Genomic DNA, 22,054 nt, shown 5'->3' with positions numbered 1-22,054 from the left:
CTGGATTCCCTGTTCCAAAAAAAACGGGCCCAGAAGTCCTGGACCCGTGGAGAGACAATAATGTCAAAGGCAAAGCGATGGCATCAGAACTGCACGCGCAGCGAGGTCATGAAGCGGCGGCCGGTGCGATACACGCCTCGGGTCAGCTGCTCCACGCCCGAATAGCTGTGGTACTCCTCGTCGAGCAGGTTCATGCCGTCCAGGCTGACGCTCAGGAAGTCGTTGACGCGGTAGCCGACGCTGGCATCCAGCGATGCGTAGTCCTTGACCCAGATTTCGCGCCCGCCGCTGACCTGGGTGAAGTACTTGTCCCGCCATCCATAGGTGATCCGGGCCGTCCAGTTGCCGCTTTCGAAGTAGGGACTGATGTTGAACTGGTGGCGGGAATTGAACGGCAGGTCGCGGCCGCTGTTGGCCTGGGCATCGGAGAACGTGTAGTTGGCCAGGACGCCGAAGCCCGCGCCGATGTCCTGCTGGTAGGCGATCGCCGCTCCCTTGACCTTGGCGTCACCGGCATTGCGCGGGCGATCCACGTCGTAGGTGCTGACCTGGTTCTGGTTGATGTTCCAGTGATCTTCCTTGCCCGAGGTCATCAGCACGTAGTCGGAGATGTCCTTGTAGAAAATCGAGCCGGCCAGGATGGAGTTCGGCGAGAAGTACCATTCGGCTGACAGGTCCAGATTGGTCGAGCGGTAAGGCTTGAGGTCCGGATTGCCGCCACCGCCCTTGAGGGTGGCGTCCGCCAGCCACAGGTAGCTGGACATGTCCGCGTAGTTGGGACGCGCCATCACCTGCGCCGCGGAGAAGCGCAGCACGAACTCGTCGTTGACGTCGTAGACAAGATTCACGTTGGGCAGGGTGTTGTTGTACTTCTTCTTCAGCACCTGCGGCACGTACTGGCTGACCGCGCAGTTGGCGACGTTGACCGAGCACTTCCAGCTGCCGTTCTCCGATTCCGTCCGTACATGGCGGACGCCGACGTTGCCGCGCAGCTTGCCGAAGCTGAAATCGGCCTGGACGTACGCAGCCTGGATGTCTTCATTGATCGACCAGGTGTTGCGGACAAACTCGGCCGAGTTGAAGGTGGAGATCGGCGTCATGCTCTGGCCGGGCGGCAGCCATTCACCGCCGAGGATATAGTCGGCCAACTGGGAACCGTCGATGGTGAAGCGCCGGCCGAGATCGCCGTAGCCGCTGAAGCCGTCCAGGTAGTTGCCCGGCAGCCAGCGCGGGCTGAACCGGGATGCGGCGGTGGTGACGCCGGAAAGAATCACGCCGCGCTGGATCTGGCTGGTCTCGTGATCACGCTTCTTGTAGCCGAAACGGAGCAGATAGACCGGCGAGTCGAGCTTGAGGCCGAAATCGACCTGGCCGTACTTCTCCTTGTCCAGGGTCGGCTTCTCCACCACGTTGCCACCCCAGCCCGCATCCATCTGGAAGGACGCCGGATCCAGGAACGGATTGGCGCCGTGGAAGGTCAGGCTGCCCGGATGCTTGGGCGCATTGCTGATGTCCCAGGTGTAGTCGGCGCGGGCAAGGAATTCGCCGAACACCTGGCGCGGGCCGCCATCGGCCTTGGTCGAGCCCAACTGGGTCGAGGCGAACCAGCGCTCGTCGTTCCAGGTGGCCTTCAGATCATAGGTTTCGGACTCGACGGAGGCTTCGCGATGCTGCAGGTCGAAGATGACCAGGCCGTCGTTCATGGTGCCGCGCGTCATCAGGCCGTTCTGGACGGTGACGTCGGTCAGCCTGCTCAGGCTGTTCCAGGTGTTGCCTTGCATCGCGAACATCGACTGCGTGGAGTGATCGTAGCTGGAGTCGATCTTCAGCGCATTGAGTTCGATATCCAGCTGTTCGACCGGCTTGAACTGCAACGAGGCCGAATACGTACGGCGATCACGTTCCTGCTCGAAGAAATGCGCGCTCATCGAGTTGGGGCCGACCGCGGTCATGTTGTTTGTCAGCGTCTGTTCGCAGGTGCCGGTGCAGTTGCCGGAACCGACCGAGCCCGGCGCGCCGCCGGAACCGTCGCGGAACTGGGCGGCGGTGACAGTGCCATAGGACTCGATGCCGTCGCGGCGGATTTGTTCCTTGGCCTTCTGCGCGGACACGATGAAGCCGAAAGTGCCGGCGTCGTTCTTCCAACCGAACAGGGCGGAAGCCTGTGGGTCGGTGTCCTCGACGCGGTCATTGCGAACATAGTTGATCTGGCCGGCGATGGTGATGTCCTTGGCCATGTCCAGCGGCTTGCGGGTGCTGATGATCACGGTGCCGCCGATCGAGCCCTCGTCGATGCGCGCTTCCGGCGACTTGAACACCTCCACCTTGCCCACCAGCTGTGGCGCCAGCAGGGAATAGTTGAAGGTGCGGGTCGGGAATTCGGACATGTTCCAGTCGCCGGAGGCGATGGACTGGCCGTTGAGCAGCGTGCGGTTGAGCGAAGGATCGGTGCCCAGGATGCTGACTTTCTCGCCCTGGCCGAATGCGCGGTCGATCGCCACGCCGGGAATGATCGTCATCGCCTCGGCCACGTTGGTGGCGGGGAACTTGCCGACGTCCTCGGCGGTGATCACGTCGACGATGGCGTCGGCGTTGCGCTTGGTGTCGAGCGACTGCTGCAGGCTGGCGCGGATGCCGGTGACGACGACCTTGTCCAGTTCGACGGCTTCGCCCGTGTCGGCGGCGGCCTGCGCTGGCGCGGCGTCCTGGGCGTGAGCGGTGATGCTCAGGCACATCACGATTGCGGCGGATAGTGCGGTCTTGCGGTTGCTCATGCTGTCTCTCCCATCATGATTTTTGTGGTCGGCCCGCCTTGCTGGCGGGTCGTGCGGTTGCCTGACTCCCACGGCGGGCAACTCGCCGCTGTCTTACCGAGGTGCGATCCGGCCGGGCTGCCAACGGGGGGCGTCGGCGACGTCCCGTTGCCCATCCATGGCCAGCCTCGCGGGAATGCATTCGAGCGGGTTGCCCTGCGGTATTCCGCGGGCGGCGACCAGGTCGGTGATGGCGATGACCGGTCGAACGGAGGCATCGGCGGCGCGCATCGAGCCCGAGCGGACGGGCGAGCAGGTCATGGCGGCGGCGGACAGGGACTGTTCCCGCAGTCGCGATTCCACCCTGGGCGCTGGATTGGTGATGGCAGCCACACGTCTCCCCACATGTCCCGCAGACGGGAGCCCCCTCAGGCCCCCTTCGAAGCCGAGTGTGGGAGAGTGCTGACAACGTTGTCAAGCAAATTGCAAAAAATTTTCATAAAAGACGTGCTGCGCCGCATCAATAAGATGGTTGATTTGACTGGGTTTTTGTTGGTTCTGGCGCTGGAGTGTCCGGAAATGCCCCTATGGATATCCGGGAATTGTCGTTTTCGTGCTGTTGCTTGTAAAAAATTATCTGGCACGAAATCCTCTGTGAGCCACTCGGAAGTCGCGTCCTTCCACGTGGCTCGTTGAAGACAAGGCGTCGTCGGGCGCGGTGCCGCCGGTGAATCGATGGCATCGGTCGGCATGTCCCCGTACCGCAGGTTGACCGGTGCGATTTGGCACGAGGTGCGGCTGTTGAAACCACGCCAGGTGCCGGCATGCGACAGGGAAGGTCGGGTACGTCTTTCAAGGTCGTCGGGTCCATCAACAGCGCATTCCCGCCGGCCCGATGGAAGCGCCTTTGTCCACGCGAATCGCCAGTACGCTCGACGTGCGCCGGACTGGTGCTTCGCGTCCAGCGCGAACGCGCGGCGGCTGCGCGGCTATCCGGCGACGAACACGACGGGTGTATTCGCATCGGCTGGATGGACCACGGTGCCGTGGTCTTCAGTCCGCGCGGTCGTCGTCACTCATCGGCGCGGGATGCTGCCATGCCCGCGGATTGGGAGCGCGATAGGCACATCGCAGGTCGCGTCTTCAGTGGTTCCGCAGGCGATCTCGAACCGTGTGTGCCCGGGCAATCGAGGCCCGGCCGGCTTTCCGTCGCCTGTAGTCCGGAATGGCGAGCAAAAAAAAGGGCCTGGACAAGTCCAGGCCCTGCAGAGGGAGCGCTCTGTCAGATTGCCGCGATCAGAACTTCAGGCGGACATTGAAGTAGTACTGGCGACCATTGCTGTAGAACGAGGTCGGGATCGCCGCGCTCTGGTAGTACTTGATGGTCGGATCGTTGAGGTTCAGCGCATCCAGCGAGAAGCTAAGATGGTCGTTGAACTTGTAGCTCAGCGCCGCCGACAGGGTGCCGAAGTCATCCTGGTAGTACGGGTTGGCGCCGGACAGGCCGATCAGGAACGAGGAGCGGCGGGTGTAGCTCACGCGCGCACCGAAGGTGTCGTTCTCGAAGTAGGCGCCCACGTTGTAGGTGTTCTTCGAGGTGCCCAGCAGATTGTCGCTGCCGTCGGCCCAGGTGTGCGAGGTGCTGCCGTTGGCGTAGGTGTAGTTGGCGACCACGCCGAAGTTGTCACCGATCGGCTGCTCGTAGGCCAATTCCACGCCGGTGACCTTGCCGTCGGAGTTGACCGGCACGGACACCAGGTATTCCTCGAGCTGGTTGGTCAACTCGCTGAACAGCATCTGCTTTTCCGTACCGAAGGCGACGTAGTCCTTCATGTTCATCGAATAGGCGCCGACGGACAGCAGGCCGCGCGGCATGAAGTACCACTCGATGTTGGCATCGAAGTTGGTGGAGACCACCGGATCCAGGTTCGGATTGCCGCCACCACCGGTGCGGTTCAGATCCGAGCCCCAGGACGAAGCGCCCAGCGCGGAGAAGTCGGGCAGGGTCTGCGTCTGCGAGGCGGCGAAGCGGAACACCAGGTTCTCGCCCATGTCGAACTTGATGTTCGCGCTGGGCAGGACACGGCTGTGCTTGTTGTTGGTGAACTTGCGGATCCACTGGCCGAACAGGCTGGAGACATCGGCATTGGCCGCGTTGGCGACGGCCTGGTAGGAGCTGATGTCCTGGTCGACGTTGACGTAGCGCAGACCGATGTTGCCGCTCCAGTTGTCGCCGACGAAGTTGGCCTGGATGTAGGCGGCGAGGTTCTTCTCCTCCACCTTCCACTCGGCGCCGTAGTTGTGGCGACCGGTCGGACCATCGTTGTTGTACAGCCACGTCGAGTTGTTGATGATCGCGTCCTTCAGCGCGCCCGGCGTGAAGTACCACAGATCGCGCGGGAAGCTGCCGCCGATGCTGCTGGCGAAGCCGCCCGGATACGGCGCGGTGGCGCCATTCTGCAGTGCGTCCCAGATGCCAGCCCCGGGGCTGGCGCCTTCCGGCGACAGCGCTTCGCGGGTGTGGTCGGCGTAACGCGCACCGAAGTCGAGCGATGACAGCACGCCGCTGTTGAAGTAGTGGGTGAAGTCGGCGGTGAACCAGTCCTCGTCGTCCTTCGCCGTGACCTCTTGGTTACCCCAGGTGCCGCCCCAGGTGGCGCTGGCGGGACTCAGATCGCCGCCCACGTTCCAGTCCACCGGCGAGCCGGCGCCATGACTGGTCCAGCTGGCGCCGCCACCATTGGCCATGTTCAGTTCGGCGATGAACTGGCGCGGGGTGGAACCTTCGCCGCTGGTGGTGCCGACCTGGAACTTGGAGCTCAGGTTGTCGTTGATCTGCCAGTCGACGTCGAAGGTGACGTATTCGCTCTTGGCCGACGCCTCGCGGTAGATCATGTCGTACACCGCGTAGTTCTGCCCGGCCTGGCCGGTGTAGGTGGCGTTGGTCAGCACGCCGTCCTTGACCACGTAGCCGGGATCCGGAGCCCATGCGCGGGCGAAATTGCCACCCCACATCATGAAGTTGCGGTTGTAGTTGTTGGCGTCCATGTCCGAACGGAAGCCGCTCAGGCCCAGGGTCAGGTCGTCGTTGGGCTTGAACTGCAGTTCGATCAGGCCGCCCTTGCGCTCGCGGGTCTGTTCGAACAGGGTCGAGCCGAGCAGGCCGGGGGCCCAGACGCCAACCAGATCCGGATTGCTGATGCCGGCCGGATCGGTGGCCGAGATCTGGAAGAAGCCGCCCGGAACCTCCTGCGCTTCACGGCGCAGTTCGCGCTTCTGGCTGAATGCCTGGACCATCACGCCGAAGGTGCCGGCGTCGTTCTTGTAGTTGAACAGGCCCGAGATCTGCGGGTCGGTGGAATCAGCCTGTTCCGCGTTGACCACGCCCAGCGAGGCTTCGGCGGTGATCTTGTCGGCGAACTGCAGCGGCTTGCGGGTGATGATGTTGACCGAGCCGGTGGTGCCGCCGTCGGGCAGCTTGGCCTGCGAGGACTTGTGCACTTCCACCGAGCTGACCAGTTCGGAGGGCAGCAGGGTGTAGCTGACGCTGCGACCGACGTTGTTGCCCTGGCTGAGCACGAACCAGTCGGCCGAGCCGACCGTGTGGCCGTTGATCAGGGTCTGGGTCAGGCTGGGGCTGGTGCCGCGCAGGCTGACGCGGTCGGCTTCGTCGAAGCCGCCTTCATCGGAAGACGACGAACTGATGTTCACGCCCGGCAGGCGCTGCAGGGTGTCGGCCACGTTATGGGCCGGCAGCTTGCCGACGTCTTCGGCCGTGACCACTTCCACGCGGGAATTGGCTTCGCGCTTGGTATCCAGCGACTTCTCCATCGAGCCGCGGATACCGGTGACGACCACGGTGTCCAGATCGGTGGCCTGCTGCTGCGCGGCCGGCTGGGCCTGTTGCTGGGTGGCAGCATCCTGCGCCTGGGCGTGCATGGAGACCGCGAGGCCCGTCGCGACGGCGACGGCGAGTAGCGATTTACGGTGATTCATGGTGTCTCTCCCATCATGATTTTTGGTTGTCGGCCGGGGCGTGATCCGGAGCCGTATTGCTGCCTTTGCTGCCAGGGAATCGGCTGACCGCTCCGACCCGTTTCTTTTTGCGGGCGCCTGTGCCGACGCCTTCGTTTCTTTTCTTTTTTCTTCAGTTGTTTTCGGTTTGATCGAGGTACCAGCTGGCGGCGCCGATGACGCCCAGTTGCCCGTGCTCGACCAGCTTCACGGGAATGCGTTCGAGCGCCTCGCGCATCGTTCCCTTGTTGAGGAAACGCGGTACGAAGCTGCTCTGGAGAAGGAATTCGCGGATGTTCGGCAGGATGCCGCCGGCCAGGTAGACACCGCCCTGCACGCCGTACAGCAGCGCCATGTCGCCGACCACGCTGCCGAGCAGGCCGCAGAACACGTCGAGTGTCTCGCGGGCCTGCGCGTCTTCGCCCGCGAGGGCGGCGGCGGTGATATCGCCGGGACGCGAATGGGCGGGCGTCACGCCACCGCGCACGGCGCACAGGGCGGTATAGAGGTTCATCAGTCCGGGGCCGGACAACGCCTGTTCGATCGGCACGTGCGGACGCGTCTTCAGCATTTCCGTCAGCACCGCCATTTCCAGCGCGTTGCCGGCGGTGAGCGCGGCCTGGCCGGCTTCGGTCGCCAGCACCACCGAGCGCTTGCCCGACGGAATCCACACCGCCGCGCCCAGACCGGTGCCCGGACCCAGGATCAGGATGGGGCCGCGCGGCGGCGCGCCGACCGGGCCGGCGAGCTGCAGCACCTGGCTGGCGTCGACCTGCGCGGCGGCGTGCGCGACCGCTTCGAAATCGTTGACCAGTTGGAAGTCATCGAAACCCAGGCGCGCGCGGAGTTCGGCCAGCGACAGGCGCCAGGGCAGGTTGTTGGTGATGACGGTACCGTCTTCCAGCGCGTAGCCGGCGCTGGCGATCACGCCACGATTCACAGGCAGGCCACCCAGGCCGGCCAGGAAGTCCTGCAGGATGTCGGCCAGCCCCGGGTAGTCGGCGCAGGCGTATTTGCGGTATTCCAGCACGCTGATGGGCACGGCCGGATCGTTGCCGCCGCGTACCAGTCCGACACGGACGTGGGTGCCGCCGACATCCGCGGCAATGAAGGCGTCGCCTGCCCGGCTCATGGGATCCACCGGCAATGGATTGGCGATTGCGACCACACGTCTCCCCACATGTCCGCGAAAGGGCGAAAACGAACAGCCCCGATGGCGCCGGAGTGTGGGAGGGGTTTGACAACGTTGTCAACACTCTGTCATCAAATACAGGCAGGGCGGGTGGTGCTCGGATCAAATTTGCGTGTGATCCGATGCAGACTCTCCTGTTCAGTTTCAAAACTGAAGAAATACATTCAGATTTAAGGGTTTGAGGCGTCCTTCGGGCCGTGCCCGTTGTTGCGGTGCCACAAATCCGGAAACCCCAGCGTGCTGTACGCGTGCAAGGAGAAACCGGTCGCGGGTGGCTTCGCGGACGATTCTGTGACAACGTTGTTTCCAGAGGGAGCCACGCAGCGGCAGGGCGTGGACGCCGGTCGCGGATCGGCCATCACAATCAGAGAGAGGGGAGTTCGCCAGACATGACTGCGGTACAAGGCTCGCGACAATACGTGTCCATTGCCATCATCGGCCTGCTGTTTTTCATCTTCGGTTTTGTCACCTGGCTCAACGGGCCGCTGATCACCTTCGCCAAGCTGGCGTTCAATGTCAGCGAGACCTACGCCTTCCTGATTCCCAGCGCGTTCTACATTTCCTATTTCTGCCTGGCGTTGCCGTCCTCGGTGATCCTGCGCAAGACCGGCATGAAGAAGGGCATGGCGCTGGGGCTGTTCGTGATGGCGATCGGTGCGCTGGTGTTCGGCCAGTTCACCACCCATCGCTGGTATCCCGGCGCGCTCGGTGGCGTGTTCACCATCGGCGCCGGCCTGGCGATCCTGCAGACCGCGGCCAATCCCTACATCAGCATCCTTGGCCCGATCGAGGGCGCGGCGCAGCGCATCGCGGTGATGGGCATCTGCAACAAGGTCGCCGGCATGCTCGCGCCCATCGCGCTGGCGGCTTTCGTGATGCACGGCATGGGCGACCTCGCCGCGCAGGTCGAAGCTGCCGCCCCGGAGGCGAAGGAACTCCTGCTCAACGAGTTCGCCGCCCGCGTCTACGGCCCCTACATGGTGATGGCCGGCCTGCTGGTATTGTTGGCGGTCGGCATCCTGTTCTCGCCGTTGCCGGAAGTGAACACCGCCGAAGCTAATGCCAACGGAGCTGGTGGTGAAGAGACGACTCGCCGCAGTGTGTTCCAGTTTCCACACCTGCTGCTGGGCGTGATCTGCCTGTTCGTTTATGTCGGTGTGGAAGTGCTTGCCGGCGATGCCATCGGTACCTATGGAGAAGGTTTCGGCTTGCCGCTGGACGAGACCAAGATATTCACGCTTTACACCCTGTTCGCGATGCTACTGGGCTACCTGTTCGGCCTGGTCGCCATCCCGCGCTTCATCTCGCAGGAGCGCTACCTCAGCGTGTCGGCCGTGCTGGGCATCGTGTTCGCGATCGGCGCGTTCCTGACCCATGGCTATGTGTCGGTCGGCTTCGTTGCCGCGCTCGGCTTCGCCAACGCGATGATGTGGCCGGCGATCTTCCCGCTGGCGATCCAGGGCCTGGGCCGCTTCACCGAAACCGGATCGGCGCTGCTGATCATGGGCATCGCCGGCGGCGCGGTGATTCCGCAGCTGTTCGCGGTGTTCAAGCAGAGCCACGATTTCCAGCTGGTGTTCACCGCGCTGGCGGTGCCCTGCTACCTGTACATCCTGTTCTTCGCCCTGCGCGGCCATAATGTCGGCCGCGTGAAGGCGGGTTGAGCGGCCATGGACCGCGTGGAGATTTCCCATGGCTGAGAACGGCATGCGCAGGCCCACCATCAAGGATGTCGCCGAGCGGGCCAAGGTTTCGCTGAAGACGGTCTCGCGGGTCATCAACAACGAGCCGTCGGTGATGCAGGGCACGCGCGCGCGCGTCCTGCACGCCATCGCCGAACTGGACTACGAACCGGATCAATCCGCGCGCAACCTGCGCAGCGGCACGCCGTTCGTGATCGGGCTGGTCTACGACAACCCCAACCCGTACCACATCATCGGCGTGCAGAACGGCGTGTTGGCGGCGTGCCGGGAAACCGGTTTCGGCCTGCAGATTCATCCCTGCGACTCGACTTCACCGCTGCTGGCCGAGGAACTGGCCGAGTTCGTGCAGCGCTCGCGCCTGGCCGGACTGGTGCTGACCGCGCCGATGTCCGAACGGATGGAACTGGTGAACGCGCTGGCCGCGCGCGGCGTCAAGATGGTGCGGATCATCGCCGCCACCGAGGATCCGCAGGACGGACAGCCCTGCGTGTACGTGGACGATCACGACGCCGCCTACGAGATCACCGAGCACCTGATCCAGTTGGGCCACCAGCGCATCGGTTTCCTCTGGGGCGGGCTTGCGCACCGTTCCTCGATCGAGCGCTACAACGGCTACGAGAAGGCGTTGAAGGATTACGGCATCCCGCTGGACAAGCACCTGGTGGTGCCCGGCGACTACACCTTCGATGACGGATTCCGCGGTGCGCGCCGGCTGCTGGCCTTGCGCGAACCGCCGACGGCGATCTTCGGCTCCAACGACGAAATCGCCGCCGGCGTGCTGGCGGCGGCCAAGTCGGCGGGCATGAACGTGCCCTACGACCTGTCCATCGCCGGTTTCGAGGATAGTCCGTTCTCGCGCCAGTCCTGGCCGCCGCTGACCACCGCCAAGCAGGCCACCGAGGACATCGCCAAGCAGGCCGCGCGCCTGTTGATCGCCACGCTGCGGCAGGACGCCTACGACGACAACCCCACTCCCGTGCACAACCAGGGCTTCGTGCCGCAACTGGTGGTGCGCGGATCCACCGCGCCGGTCCGCCTGCGCGCCGAACGCCCCGACCCCACGACATGACCGACGTTTCCCCACTTCCCGCTCCCGCCGATACGCTGATGTTCCAGGAGGCGCAGCAGACCGCCGACGTGGTCGCCGCGCAGTACCAGCGCAACGAGGCCACGATCCGCGCGCTGGCCGCGGATCTGCGCGCCAATCCGCCGCCGTTCGTGGTGACCTGCGCACGCGGCAGTTCCGATCACGCCGCGACCTACGCCAAGTACCTGTTCGAAACCCAGCTGGGTTTCGTCACCGCGTCGGCCTCGCCCTCGGTGGGCTCGGTGTACGAAGCGAAGCAGAAGCTCAGGGACGCGCTGTACATCGTCATCTCGCAGTCGGGCAAGAGTCCGGATCTGCTGCACAACGCGCGCGCCGCCGCCGAGGCCGGTGCGCGGGTGGTGGCAATCGTCAACGTCGAGGATTCGCCTTTGGCGGGACTGGCCGACACGGTGATCCCGCTGCACGCGGGTCCGGAGCGCAGCGTCGCGGCGACCAAGAGCTACCTGAGTTCGCTGGCGGCGATCCTGCAACTGGGCGCGTACTGGAAGGACGAGGCGACCCTGCGCGATGCGCTGCCGCTGCTGCCGGACGCGCTGCGGCAGGCGTGGGCGGCGGACTGGTCGCCGGTCACCGACGGCCTGGTGGATGCGCACAACCTGTTCGTGCTTGGCCGTGGCCTGGGCCTGGCCGCCGCGCAGGAAGCCGCGCTCAAGTTCAAGGAAACCTGCGGCCTGCACGCCGAAGCCTACAGCTCGGCCGAAGTGAAGCACGGTCCGATGGCACTGGTCGGTCCGGGCTTCCCGGTGCTGTGCTTCGCCCAGCCGGATGAAACCGGCGCCGGAACCCTGGCGCTGGCGCGCGAGTTCCGCGGCCGCGGCGCGCAGGTGTGGGTGGCTTCGGAGGAAGCCGATCCGACCGCCGGTCCCGGCGAGTCGCTGCCGCTGGTGCGCGCACCGCATCCGGCCTGCTCTCCGCTGCTGACCATCCAGAGCTACTACCGTGCAATCAACGCGCTGGCGCTGCGTCGCGGCTACAACCCCGACGTGCCGCCGCATCTGAACAAGGTCACCGAAACCGTATGAGCACCGCGCTTGTCCAGGGCCGCGTGCTGACCGCGCAGGGCTTCGCCGAGGGCGTGGCGGTGGTCATCGACGGCGGCGATATCGTTTCGATACTGCCGGAAGCGGATTTGCCCGCCGATTTGCCGCGCCACGATCTGCGCGGTGCATGGCTGGTGCCGGGCTTCATCGATGCCCAGGTCAACGGCGGCGGTGGCGTGCTGTTCAACAATACGCCGACGGTGGAGGCGATCCGCCGCATTGGCGAAGCGCACCGCCGGTTCGGTACCACCGGTTTCCTGCCGACCCTGATCAGCGATGATCTCGAAGTGATGCGCGAAGCCGTCGCCGCGACCCGCCAGGCGATCGCCGAGGGTGTGCCCGGGGTGCTCGGCATCCACCTGGAAGGGCCGTACCTGGCCCCGGCGCGCAAGGGCACCCACGATGCGGGCAAGTTCCGCGTGCCGGACGCGGCGGAGATCGAGCTCGCCTCGTCGCTGGACAATGGCGTCACCCTGATCACGCTCGCGCCCGAACGCCTGCCGACCGAAACCATCCATGCGCTGGTGGCGCGCGGCGCGGTCGTCGCCGCCGGCCATACCGCCGGCAGCTACGAGGAAATCCGCGCCGGCCTGGCCGCGGGCATCCGCGGTTTCACCCATCTGTACAACGCGATGTCGCCGCTGCAGGGACGCGAGCCCGGCGCGGTCGGCGCCGCGCTGGAGGATCCCGACAGCTGGGTCGGCATCATCGCCGACGGCCACCACGTGCATCCGGGCAGCCTGCGGGTCGCGCTGGCGGCCAAGCCGCGCGGCAAGGTGTTCCTGGTGACCGACGCGATGCCGCCGGTGGGTTCCGACGATCCCAGCTACGAACTGTATGGCGAGACCATCACCGCCGTGGACGGCGTGGTCCGCAACGCGGCCGGTTCGCTTGCCGGTTCCGCGCTGGACATGGCGATGGCGGTGCGCAACGCGGTGAACCTGCTGGGACTGCCGTTGGCCGAAGCCGCGCGCATGGCCTCGACCTATCCGGCCGAGTTCCTCGGACTGTCCGCCACCCACGGCCGTATCGCCACCGGCTTCCGCGCGAACCTGGTCGCGCTGGACGATCGGTTGCAGGTGGCGGCGACCTGGATTGACGGCCAGCACGCCGCGCACGCGGGCTGATATCGCGGTCGCCGACGGAGCGCAGTGGAGATGAGCACGAAGGCGCCGCAGCGCTTCTCTTCGGTGGATGCATTGCGTGGCCTCACCGTCGCGGCGATGCTGCTGGTCAATGATCCGGGCGACTGGGGGCATGTGTATGCGCCGCTGATGCACGCCGAGTGGCATGGCTGCACGCCGACCGATCTGATCTTCCCGTTCTTCCTGTTCATCGTCGGCGTGTCGATTTCGCTGGGTGTCTCGCCGCGGCTGGAAGCCGGCGGCGATCGCGGTGCCTTGCTGCGCGCGGTGCTCTGGCGCGGCACCAAGATCATCGCCATCGGCCTGCTGCTGCACCTACTGGCGTTCTGGTGGCTCGACAAGCCGTGGTTCCGGCCCTGGGGCGTGTTGCAGCGGATCGGCCTGTGCTTCATCGCCGCCGGCGCGATGGCGCTGTACCTGCGTCCGCGCAGCCAGTGGCTGATGGCGGTCGTCCTGTTGCTGGGGTACTGGGCCTTGCTGGTGATCGGCGGCTCCTACGCGCCGCTGGACAATCTGGCCAGCCGTGTCGACACCGCGTTGTTCGGACACCTGTTGTACCAGTTCGATCCGGCTACCGGGCGAGGCCACGATCCCGAAGGACTGCTCAGCACGTTGCCAGCCATCGCCACGACCCTGCTGGGCGTGCGCGCCGGCGACTGGCTGCGGCACCAGCGGGTCGGGCGGCTGCTGCCGGCGGCCGCGCTGGCGCTGGCGATCGGCGGACTGTGGTCGCTGTGGCTGCCGTTGAACAAGAACCTGTGGACGTCCTCCTACGTGGTGTGGACGGCGGGCTGGGCGCTGCTGGCGCTCTGGGTCGCGCACGTGCTGATCGATCGGAAGGGCCTGCGCCCCTGGGGACGCAGTTTCGGCGTCAATGCGATCGCCGCCTATGCCGGCTCCGCGATCATGGTCTATGCGTTCTCCGCGCTGGGCTGGATGCAGGCGATCTACCGGCACGGTTTCGCCGACTGGATGACACCCCGGTTCGGCCCGTACCTGCCTTCGCTGGCCTTCGCCGTGGCGTTCGTCCTGGTCTGGTGGGCGATCGTCCGGCTGATGGATCACCGGCGCTGGTACCTGAAGGTCTGAGGCCACGACGCGGGACGCGCATCGGATCACGACTTCCTTCGCCTGACCGGAGTAAAAGGGGGCATCCCCGACCGGAATCCGGCCATGAACCTGTCCGCCTGGAGCGTCACCTGCCTGACCCTGTCGTTGATCGCCTGCGATGGCAATGCGGTCGCGGTGACCGCGCCCGACGATGACCGGAACGAACCCGCGTCGACACCACTCGTGCTCGCGGGCCATGTGCCGTCCCCGCCGATCGCGGCCGCCGCCCAGGCCGCGCCGGCACCGCAGGTGACCGGCGGGACGCAGCCCGCATTGCGGATTCCCGATCCGCCCTTCGTCAGCACCGAGGTCGCGCGCTTCGACCAGCCGTGGGCGATGACCTTCCTGCCGGATGGGCGCCTGCTGGTGACCGAGAAGCCCGGCCGCCTGCGCCTGTTGAATCCCGCCACCGGGCAAAGTGGCGAGATCAGCGGGGTGCCCACCGTGGCCTATGGCGGCCAGGGTGGCTTTGGCGATGTGATCCCGCACCCGCGGTTCGCCGACAACGGGATGATCTACGTGAGCTTTGCCGAGCCCGGCACCAACAGCACGCGCGGCGCGGCGGTGGCGCGGGCGCGGCTGGTGATCGATGCCGGCGCCAACACCGGACGGCTGGAAGGATTGCAGGTGATCTGGCGGCAGGTACCCAAGGTCACCGGCGACGCCCACTACAGCCACCGCATGCTGTTCGATGCGCGGGGCAAACTGTGGATCAGTTCCGGCGAGCGCCAGAAGGCTTCGCCCGCGCAGGACATGCAGAGCAATCTCGGCAAGATCATCCGGCTCAATGACGATGGCAGCGTGCCGCCCGACAATCCCTTCTCCAACCAGGGCGGGGTAGCGGCGCAGGTCTGGTCACTTGGACACCGCAACGTACTGGGATTGGCGTTCGATCCGTCGGGCAGGCTGTGGGCGCACGAAATGGGACCGGCTGGCGGCGACGAACTGAACCTGATCGAGCGCGGCTCCAACTATGGCTGGCCGATCGTTTCCAACGGCGACAATTACGATGGCAGCCCGATTCCGGATCATCCGACCCGACCCGAATTCAACGCGCCGGAGATTTCATGGACGCCGGTGATCGCGCCGGCCGGGTTCATCATCTACCAGGCGGATCTGTTTCCGTACTTCCGTGGGCGTGGTTTCATCGGCGGTCTCGCGTCGCAGGCGTTGATCCAGGTGGAGTTCGGTGACACTCCGCGCGAAGTGAAGCGCTATCCGATGGGACGTCGCATCCGCGAAGTCGAACAGGGGCCCGACGGCGCGATCTGGTTGCTGGAAGACGGAGCGGATGCGCGCCTGCTGAAGCTCACGCCCAATCGCGGCTGACGTCCGCCGGCCAACACCGGCGGACGCGCCTCAAGGCAAATCAGTCGACGACCACCAGACGTACGTCGATGTTGCCGCGGGTGGCGTTGGAGTACGGGCACACCTGGTGCGCCTGCTGCACCAGCGCCTCGGCCTCTTCGCGCGGCAAGCCCGGCAGGTGGATGCGCAGTTCGGCCTCGATGCCGAAGCCGCCGGGGATCTGGCCGATGCCGACGCTGCCGTCGATGCGGGTCTCGGCCGGCAGCTTGGCCTTGGCCTGACCGGCGACGAACTTCAGCGCGCCGAGGAAGCAGGCTGAGTAGCCGGCGGCGAACAGCTGTTCCGGATTGGTGCCGTCACCACCCGCGCCACCGAGTTCGCGCGGCGTGGTGAGCTTCACGTCCAGCACGTTGTCCGAGGACACGGCGCGGCCGTCGCGGCCGCCGGTGGCGGTGGCGTGGGCGGTATAGAGGACTTTCTCGATCGACATGGGAGTCTCCGTGGAGGAAAGTGGCGGCGGAGCCGGGCGCCACGACCGGTAATTTGTTTGCTATTTAATAGCGTACTATTTAAATGGGAAAGAAAAAGCGACTCATGCATTTGCTCCCAGATTGTCACGCAGGGCTTCCAACTGGGACTTCAGCCCCGTGACTTCGCGGGGATTGCAGCCGGATGCGCATAGCAGCGCCTCCGGAATACTTCGAGCCTTCTGTTTCAACGTGCGGCCCTGCGCGGTGAGGCTGATGATGACCTGGCGCTCGTCCTCGCGTGCGCGCTCCCGGACGATCAGGCCACCAGCCTCCAGCCGCTTGAGCAGGGGAGTCAGGGTCGCCGAATCCAGGAACAGGTGCTCGCCGATCTGCGAGACGGTCAGCGCGTCGCCTTCCCACAGGACCAGCATCACCAGGTATTGCGGGTAGGTCAGGCCCAACTTGCCCAGCAACTGCCGGTACACCTTGTTGAGCGCCAACTGCGCCGAATAGAGCGCGAAGCACAGCTGGTTGTCCAGCGCCAACGGATTGGCGGGAGACGCTTTGGCGGCGGCGGTCGGCTTGCTCATGGCCGTGCAATTTACATAGCGCGCTATTTAATTGCAAGCATCTCATGGAACGCTGCGTCGCAGCCCCCGGGGGGATCAGGTCCCGGCGGGCGCGATGGACTGGCGTGCGGCGGCAATCGCGTGGATACGGGCGCGTCTCAGTTCCTCGCCGATCCGGGGTCCGCTGAGACCCGCGGCGGCGAACTCGCGGGCATTCACCGCCATCGCGGCCGCGAGCAGGCGCACCAGCGCCGGCCCCTGTGGATAGTCCGTGTCCTCGTTGCCGAGCCGGCCGCGCTTGTCGGCCTCGCAAACCAGCGCCAGCCTCGCGATGCGTTCGGGCCGGCGGAACGCATCGCAGCGCGACAGAAGTTCGAAGACGGTGGCGTCGCGCAGTTCGTCCAGGCGATGCACGTTGAGATGCTCGCGGCAGGCAATCACTGCCAGGTCGCGGTGTTCCAGCGGCACCTTCAACCGTTCGCACAATGCCAGCACCGGCGCGACCCCGCGTTGTTCGTGCATGACGTGGCGCGGCAGCTCTTGCTCCGGCGTGAGCGCCTTGCCCAGGTCGTGGCAGAGCGCGGCGAAGCCGACCAGATCGTCACCCGGCGCCAGTCTCGCGGCCATGTCGCTGACCATCTGCTGGTGCACACCGGTATCGATTTCGGGATGGTATTCGGCGCGCTGCGGCACGCCGTACAGTGCGTCCACCTCGGGCAACACGCTGGCCAGCGCGCCGGCTTCGTGCAGGGTGCGCAGGAAGGCGGAGGGACGCGCGCAGGCCAATGCGCGGCGCAGTTCCTGCCAGACCCGTTCCGGTACCAGTGTGTCGAGCTCGCCACTGGCCGCCATCTCCCGCATCAGCGCCATCGTTTCCGGCGCGATCGTGAAGCCCAGTGGCGCCAGCCGGGCCATGAAGCGGGCCGCGCGCAGTACCCGCAGGGGATCCTCGACGAAGGCCGGGCCCACATGCCGCAGCAGGCGTGCGTCCAGATCCTTCGCGCCACCGCAGGGATCGACGATGCGGCCGTCCTCATCCTCGGCAATCGCGTTGATGGTGAAATCGCGCCGCTGCAGATCCTCTTCCAGGGTGACCGAGGGATCGGCATCGACCTCGAACCCCCGATACCCGCGTCCGCGCTTGCGCTCGGTCCGCGCCAGCGCGTATTCCTCGCCACTGTCCGGATGCAGGAACACCGGGAAATCCTGGCCCACCTGCTTGTAGCCCAGCGCCAGCATCTGCGCGGGCGTGGCGCCGACCACCACATGGTCGCGGTCGCCGGCCTCGAGGCCCAGCAACCGATCACGCACCGCGCCGCCGACGAGATAGGTCTTCATGCGCGCATGATGCCGGATAGTGGCGGGAGGATCAGCTCTTCGGCATGCGCGCATCCGGGCAGGCGAACTCGCGGCGCTTGCCGTCGAGCTTGCCGAGCATGCGGTCGCTGACCGGCAGGGCATTGCCGTTGAGGCGCCAGTCGTAGATCACGCTGAAGGCGAGGATACGGGCGACGTATTCGCGGGTTTCCTTGTAGCTGATGGTCTCGATCCAGATATCCGGATCGTAGCCGGGTCGCTGCGACTGCCAGCGCGCGGTCGGGGTGGGACCGGCGTTGTAGGCGGCGATGGCGACATAGGGAACGCCGTACTTGTTTTCCATTTCGCGCAGGTAGGCGGTGCCCAGCGCGATGTTGGTGTCCGAATCGTACAGGCTGGCGGCGCCGCCCCAGGGCAGGCCCAGGCGCTTGGCGGTGGCCGCGCCCGTGGCGGGCACGACCTGCATCAGGCCCATCGCGTTGGCGCCGGAACGGGCGCGCGGATTGAACACGCTCTCGGCGCGGATCTCGGCGGCCACCCAGGCCGGGTCCAGCGCATGGCGGGCGGATTCGCGACGGATGGTCTCGCCGTGGTGCAGCGGGAAGCGCAACTGGTACAGGCGCTGTTCGTCCGGACGCTTGCCCAGCGAGAACACGGCGCGATCGAACCAGCCGTTGTCCTGCGCCACTTCCACCGCGATGCGGCGCTGGGTGTCGTCGAAACGCGACAGCGCGCTGTTCCATTCGGCGACCGCCCAGCCGGAACGCTCCAGCTTCCACAGTTCCATCGCGCGGACGATGGCGGGATCGCGGGCGATTGCGTCCTTGGCCGCCTTGCCATCGTTGGGAATCCATGGGCACAGCGCGTAGGGCTGCTTGAGCCGGTCCGCGGCGAGGAAGCCGTGGAAGGTCGGCGTGCGCGCGGCCTCGCGCAGCAAGGGCTGCGCGGCGGCGGCGTCACCGGTCTTCTCGGCCATGCGTGCCTCGAAATAGCGCCAGCGCGAGTCCTCGCGCTGCTTGGCCGGCATCTTGCGCAACGCGACCAGCGCGGCGCGCCAGTCGCCACGCGCCATCGCCTCGCGTACGCGCCATTCGTGCAGGCGTTCGTCGTAGGCCGACTCGGGAACGGCATTGAGGCGGCGCGCCGAATCCGGCTCGTAGGACGCCACCGTCCACAGGGCGATCTGGTAGAGCACGCGGCCGCGATCGGCTTCAGTCATGCCCAGCGCACTGGCGTATTGGGGCAGTTGGGTCTCGGCGGCGCCGGGGTCGCGGCTGGCCAGCCGCGCCAGGCCATAGCTGGCCATGCGCCGGCTGCGATCGGTCTTCGGCCAGTTCAAGGCGCGCGCGTGCACGGCGTCGATGAAGGCGGCGTAGTCGTTGGCCAGCACGGCTTCGTCTCCCGGCAGGCCGCGCGCGGCGGTGCGCATCACCGCGGTCTGGCTCTCGGCGGCGGCCGCGTCGATGCGCTCCCAGCGCAGCGCGGGCGGCAGGCCGCCCTTGTTGGCGAGGATCGCGAACACCGGATCGCAACCGTCCGGCAGCGATTTGGCCGCGCCGCGCCACAACGCCTGCGCGTCCTTGACCCACTGCGCGTCGGCGCGGCCGGTGGCCTGGCGCGCATCCAGCTCGGCGCAGCGCAGTGTGGTGTTTTCGGTGGGCTTCCATGCGCCGAGGAACGTCGGCCAGTCCTGCCGGCGGGCCAGCGACGCCAGCCACAGGGCGCGGAAGTTCTCCGCCACCGCCTGGCCTTCGTAGCGCTTGAGGAAACCCTGCGCCTGCGACGTGGGCAGGTTGTCGACGTCGCGGCGCAGCGAGGCCAGTTCGACCCAGCCATAGATCGGGTGCGAGGCCAGGCTTGCATACTGCGCGGCGTTGAACTGCCCACGCTCGGCGGCTTCCAGCGCCGCGCGCAATTGTGGCCGTTGCGCATCCAGGTTCTGCGCGTGGACGGCGGCCAGGGGCAGGAGCGCGAGCGCCGCAGCGAGTACGATGAGTGGGGTGGGACGGTTCATGGCCGGAATATACCGGAGCCGGCTGAACGGTCGCGTGCGTGCTTGATGGAAGGAGATTGCGTTTGGAGCATTTCTGGATTTTCCCGTTGCTGGGCGTGGTTGCCGGGGTGCTGGCCGGCCTGCTCGGCATCGGCGGCGGGCTGGTGTTGGTGGCCGCACTGGTATGGGTGCTGCCGCTGTTCGGCATCCCGAAGGAAGCGGCCATGCACGCGGCGCTGGCCAGTTCGCTGGCGAGCATCGTGCTGACCGCGACCTCCTCCGCGTACGCGCATCACCGGCGCGGCAGCGTGATGTGGCCGACGGTGGCCTGGATGGTGCCGGGACTGCTGCTGGGTGGCTGGCTCGGCAGCGGGCTGGCGGTGTATCTGGACGACAACGTGCTGCGCTGGGTGGTGGCGATCTACTGCCTGATCGCCGGTGCGCAGATGGCGTTCGGGAAAACACGCAACGGTGCCGGCGCGGCGGGGCCCGCGCCACCGCCGCGCGGTTGGCCGATGACCGCGGTCGGCACCGGCATCGGCGCGGTGTCGGCGGTGGTCGGTATCGGTGGCGGCAGCATGACCGTGCCGGTGCTGGTCTGGCACGGTATCGCGCCGGTCCGCGCGGTGGGCACGTCGAGCGCCTGCGGCGTGGCGATCGCGATTGGCAGCGCGCTGGGCTATGCATTGCATGCCCCTCCCGGCGCCCTGCCGGCACACGCGGTGGGCTATGTCTACCTGCCGGCGGCAATCGGCGTGGCGGTGGCGTCGGTACTGGCCGCGCCGTGGGGCACCCGGCTCGCGCACGCCATCGGCGGCACCGCGCTGAAGCGGGTGTTCGCGATCTTCATGGTGGTGATGGGGATCAGCATCCTGGTCGCGGGCTGACCGCGGCCGGGAATCCGTTGCTCAGCGCAGGGCTTCGGCGGGCACGTCGATGCTCATCGCCAGGGCGAGATGATCCGAGTTGGCGGCGGGCATCGCGCGCGCGCCGTCGGCGACCAGCGCTTCGCTGATCAGGATGTGATCGATGGCGCGCTGCGGGCGCCAGCTGGGAAAGGTCGGAATCCGGTGCTGCGGCGGACGCAGCCGGGTGTTCCGGTACAGCACGTCCATTTCCGGTGTGTCGGGCATGCAGTTGAAGTCGCCCATCAGCACGGCGTGCGGATGATCCGACAGCAGTTCGGCGATGAACGACAACTGCGCGCGTCGCGAGTTGGCGCCCAGCGACAGGTGCGCGACGGCGACGGTGAGGCCTTCGTCGCCATCGCCGAACCGCGCCACCAGCACGCCGCGGCCGCTGATGCGGCCGGGCAGCGCATGGTCGCTGACCTCCACCGGTTCCAGCCGGCTCAACAGGCCGTTGGCGCTGGATGCCACCCGCCCGACGTTGCGGTTGGGCTGGTGGGTCCAGTAGTCGAAGCCCGCGCGCTCGGCCAGATAGTGGGTCTGGTTGGTGAATCCCGAACGCAGGCTCCCCGGATCCGCCTCCTGCAGGCCGACGATGTCGTGTTCGCCGGCGAGCTGCGCGATGGCGTCCAGGCTGCCCCGCTTGTTGCCAGCAGGCAGCGCGTGTGACCAGCTGCGGGTCACATAGTCGCTGTAGCGGCGGGTGCTGGAGCCGGCCTGGATGTTGGCGCTGAGCACCCGCAACCGGCGCTTGCCGGGCATCGTCGTCATGGTGGGGGCGGGGGAACCTGGGGTGCGGCTTACTTGGCGGCGCGTTCCTGCGCGATCAAGTGATCGGTGATGCGCAGCATGTCCTCGAAGCTGCGACCCTTCACCTTGTACTTGCCGTTGACGACCAGGCTGGGCGTGCTGTTGACGCCGGACTGGATCGCGAACTGCTTGGCGCGGTTGACCTTGGCATTGATGCCGAAGCTGTTCATCAGGCCCAGGAATTCCTTGGCGTTGACGCCGTAACCGGCATAGAACTCGGCGACCTTGGCCGGGTCCGGCTTCCTGCCCTCGCCCGGCAGGCTGCGCTCGGCGTGGATCTTGGCGAACACCGTGTCATGGGTGCGTTCGACCAGGCCCTTGCTCTCGGCGGCGTAGTAGGCCTGCGCGTACGGCAGCCATTCCGGACCGAAGGCGACCGGGACGTAGGTCAGGCGGACGTCGGCCGGCAGCGTCTTGCGCCACGGCATGATCTGGGTCTGGAAGCTGGCGCAGGCCGGGCAGACATAGCCGAACACTTCCACCACTTCGATCTTGCCGTTGAGCGGCGCGTAGGGCTGGCCGTTCGGAATCAGCTCGTAGTCGACGCCGGCGACCGGCGCGGGACCGGACGGCGCGACCGGCGCGGGCGCATTGGCCGGCGCCGGGGTATCGGT

General features: G+C 66.4%; 17 protein-coding genes. 7 read left to right on the top strand and 10 right to left on the bottom strand.

Annotation, left to right across the window (positions count from 1 at the left end; translation table 11 throughout):
* Positions 1-83 precede the first annotated feature (83 nt).
* From IB228_RS08570 to IB228_RS08555, 4 genes are all read right to left on the bottom strand, one after another.
* Entirely contained in the window at positions 84-2,774 is a 2,691-nt protein-coding gene (locus tag IB228_RS08570; protein WP_192198118.1) for a TonB-dependent receptor, read from the bottom strand.
* A 93-nt stretch (positions 2,775-2,867) separates the two neighbouring features.
* The gene (locus tag IB228_RS08565) at positions 2,868-3,146 is read right to left on the bottom strand and encodes a hypothetical protein (RefSeq protein WP_192198117.1); all 279 of its coding nucleotides are present in this window, start codon (positions 3,144-3,146) and stop codon (positions 2,868-2,870) included.
* A gap of 903 nt (positions 3,147-4,049) precedes the next feature.
* Entirely contained in the window at positions 4,050-6,749 is a 2,700-nt protein-coding gene (locus IB228_RS08560) for a TonB-dependent receptor (RefSeq protein ID WP_192198116.1), read from the bottom strand.
* A 151-nt stretch (positions 6,750-6,900) separates the two neighbouring features.
* On the bottom strand, positions 6,901-7,899 hold the full coding sequence (locus tag IB228_RS08555; RefSeq protein ID WP_192198115.1) for a glucokinase family protein: 999 nt from the start codon (positions 7,897-7,899) through the stop codon (positions 6,901-6,903).
* A 449-nt stretch (positions 7,900-8,348) separates the two neighbouring features.
* Here IB228_RS08555 and IB228_RS08550 point away from each other — a divergent pair, with 449 nt between their 5' ends.
* The 6 genes from IB228_RS08550 to IB228_RS08525 all read left to right on the top strand — a co-directional run bounded on the left by IB228_RS08550 (position 8,349) and on the right by IB228_RS08525 (position 15,394).
* Positions 8,349-9,623, top strand: coding sequence for a sugar MFS transporter (locus IB228_RS08550; RefSeq protein WP_192198114.1), 1,275 nt, complete (start codon positions 8,349-8,351; stop codon positions 9,621-9,623).
* Between the two features lie 43 nt (positions 9,624-9,666).
* Positions 9,667-10,731: a LacI family DNA-binding transcriptional regulator gene (locus IB228_RS08545; RefSeq protein WP_141454635.1), complete on the top strand. Its 1,065-nt coding sequence runs from the start codon at positions 9,667-9,669 to the stop codon at positions 10,729-10,731.
* On the top strand, positions 10,728-11,792 hold the full coding sequence (locus IB228_RS08540) for an SIS domain-containing protein (RefSeq protein WP_192198113.1): 1,065 nt from the start codon (positions 10,728-10,730) through the stop codon (positions 11,790-11,792). The genes IB228_RS08545 and IB228_RS08540 overlap by 4 nt, the downstream gene beginning before the upstream one ends.
* Positions 11,789-12,937, top strand: a complete 1,149-nt coding sequence (gene nagA / locus IB228_RS08535) for an N-acetylglucosamine-6-phosphate deacetylase (protein WP_192198112.1) — start codon at positions 11,789-11,791, stop codon at positions 12,935-12,937. The genes IB228_RS08540 and nagA overlap by 4 nt, the downstream gene beginning before the upstream one ends.
* A 30-nt stretch (positions 12,938-12,967) precedes the next feature.
* On the top strand, positions 12,968-14,044 hold the full coding sequence (locus IB228_RS08530) for a heparan-alpha-glucosaminide N-acetyltransferase domain-containing protein (protein ID WP_192198111.1): 1,077 nt from the start codon (positions 12,968-12,970) through the stop codon (positions 14,042-14,044).
* Positions 14,045-14,128: 84 nt separating this feature from the next.
* Positions 14,129-15,394, top strand: coding sequence for a PQQ-dependent sugar dehydrogenase (locus tag IB228_RS08525; protein WP_192198110.1), 1,266 nt, complete (start codon positions 14,129-14,131; stop codon positions 15,392-15,394).
* A gap of 40 nt (positions 15,395-15,434) precedes the next feature.
* Here the strand turns inward: IB228_RS08525 and IB228_RS08520 are convergent, their stop codons facing one another.
* From IB228_RS08520 to IB228_RS08505, 4 genes are all read right to left on the bottom strand, one after another.
* Complete coding sequence (locus IB228_RS08520) at positions 15,435-15,863, bottom strand: organic hydroperoxide resistance protein (RefSeq protein WP_141454480.1); 429 nt, start codon at positions 15,861-15,863, stop codon at positions 15,435-15,437.
* A gap of 102 nt (positions 15,864-15,965) precedes the next feature.
* Complete coding sequence (locus IB228_RS08515) at positions 15,966-16,433, bottom strand: MarR family transcriptional regulator (RefSeq protein WP_192198109.1); 468 nt, start codon at positions 16,431-16,433, stop codon at positions 15,966-15,968.
* Between the two features lie 75 nt (positions 16,434-16,508).
* On the bottom strand, positions 16,509-17,750 hold the full coding sequence (locus IB228_RS08510; protein WP_192198108.1) for a multifunctional CCA addition/repair protein: 1,242 nt from the start codon (positions 17,748-17,750) through the stop codon (positions 16,509-16,511).
* A gap of 31 nt (positions 17,751-17,781) precedes the next feature.
* Entirely contained in the window at positions 17,782-19,743 is a 1,962-nt protein-coding gene (locus tag IB228_RS08505) for a transglycosylase SLT domain-containing protein (RefSeq protein WP_192198107.1), read from the bottom strand.
* Between the two features lie 62 nt (positions 19,744-19,805).
* On the opposite strand from IB228_RS08505, the gene IB228_RS08500 reads away from it, so the two are divergent.
* Positions 19,806-20,609 carry a sulfite exporter TauE/SafE family protein gene (locus IB228_RS08500; RefSeq protein ID WP_221188935.1) on the top strand — a complete coding sequence of 268 codons (804 nt, stop codon included), beginning with the start codon at positions 19,806-19,808 and terminating at the stop codon, positions 20,607-20,609.
* 21 nt (positions 20,610-20,630) lie between these two features.
* Here IB228_RS08500 and IB228_RS08495 read toward each other — a convergent pair whose 3' ends face one another.
* Both IB228_RS08495 and IB228_RS08490 read right to left on the bottom strand, forming a co-directional pair.
* The gene (locus tag IB228_RS08495; protein WP_141454629.1) at positions 20,631-21,392 is read right to left on the bottom strand and encodes an endonuclease/exonuclease/phosphatase family protein; all 762 of its coding nucleotides are present in this window, start codon (positions 21,390-21,392) and stop codon (positions 20,631-20,633) included.
* A 38-nt stretch (positions 21,393-21,430) separates the two neighbouring features.
* Positions 21,431-22,054: thiol:disulfide interchange protein DsbA/DsbL (locus IB228_RS08490; protein ID WP_192198106.1), on the bottom strand; the 624-nt coding region annotated here is incomplete at its 5' end.

Origin of the sequence: Pseudoxanthomonas sp. PXM04 (assembly GCF_014851695.1) — a bacterium.
In the GTDB taxonomy this organism is placed as follows: Bacteria; Pseudomonadota; Gammaproteobacteria; order Xanthomonadales; family Xanthomonadaceae; genus Pseudoxanthomonas_A; species Pseudoxanthomonas_A beigongshangi.
This window is presented reverse-complemented; position numbering and strand designations above follow the sequence as displayed.

Coding starts and splice junctions, on each gene's coding strand:
- IB228_RS08570 (WP_192198118.1), bottom strand. CDS start 2,774: ATGAGCAACCGCAAGACCGCACTATCCGCCGCAATCGTGATGTGCCTG.
- IB228_RS08560 (WP_192198116.1), bottom strand. CDS start 6,749: ATGAATCACCGTAAATCGCTACTCGCCGTCGCCGTCGCGACGGGCCTC.
- IB228_RS08555 (WP_192198115.1), bottom strand. CDS start 7,899: ATGAGCCGGGCAGGCGACGCCTTCATTGCCGCGGATGTCGGCGGCACC.
- IB228_RS08550 (WP_192198114.1), top strand. CDS start 8,349: ATGACTGCGGTACAAGGCTCGCGACAATACGTGTCCATTGCCATCATC.
- IB228_RS08545 (WP_141454635.1), top strand. CDS start 9,667: ATGCGCAGGCCCACCATCAAGGATGTCGCCGAGCGGGCCAAGGTTTCG.
- IB228_RS08540 (WP_192198113.1), top strand. CDS start 10,728: ATGACCGACGTTTCCCCACTTCCCGCTCCCGCCGATACGCTGATGTTC.
- nagA (WP_192198112.1), top strand. CDS start 11,789: ATGAGCACCGCGCTTGTCCAGGGCCGCGTGCTGACCGCGCAGGGCTTC.
- IB228_RS08530 (WP_192198111.1), top strand. CDS start 12,968: ATGAGCACGAAGGCGCCGCAGCGCTTCTCTTCGGTGGATGCATTGCGT.
- IB228_RS08525 (WP_192198110.1), top strand. CDS start 14,129: ATGAACCTGTCCGCCTGGAGCGTCACCTGCCTGACCCTGTCGTTGATC.
- IB228_RS08520 (WP_141454480.1), bottom strand. CDS start 15,863: ATGTCGATCGAGAAAGTCCTCTATACCGCCCACGCCACCGCCACCGGC.
- IB228_RS08515 (WP_192198109.1), bottom strand. CDS start 16,433: ATGAGCAAGCCGACCGCCGCCGCCAAAGCGTCTCCCGCCAATCCGTTG.
- IB228_RS08510 (WP_192198108.1), bottom strand. CDS start 17,750: ATGAAGACCTATCTCGTCGGCGGCGCGGTGCGTGATCGGTTGCTGGGC.
- IB228_RS08505 (WP_192198107.1), bottom strand. CDS start 19,743: ATGAACCGTCCCACCCCACTCATCGTACTCGCTGCGGCGCTCGCGCTC.
- IB228_RS08495 (WP_141454629.1), bottom strand. CDS start 21,392: ATGCCCGGCAAGCGCCGGTTGCGGGTGCTCAGCGCCAACATCCAGGCC.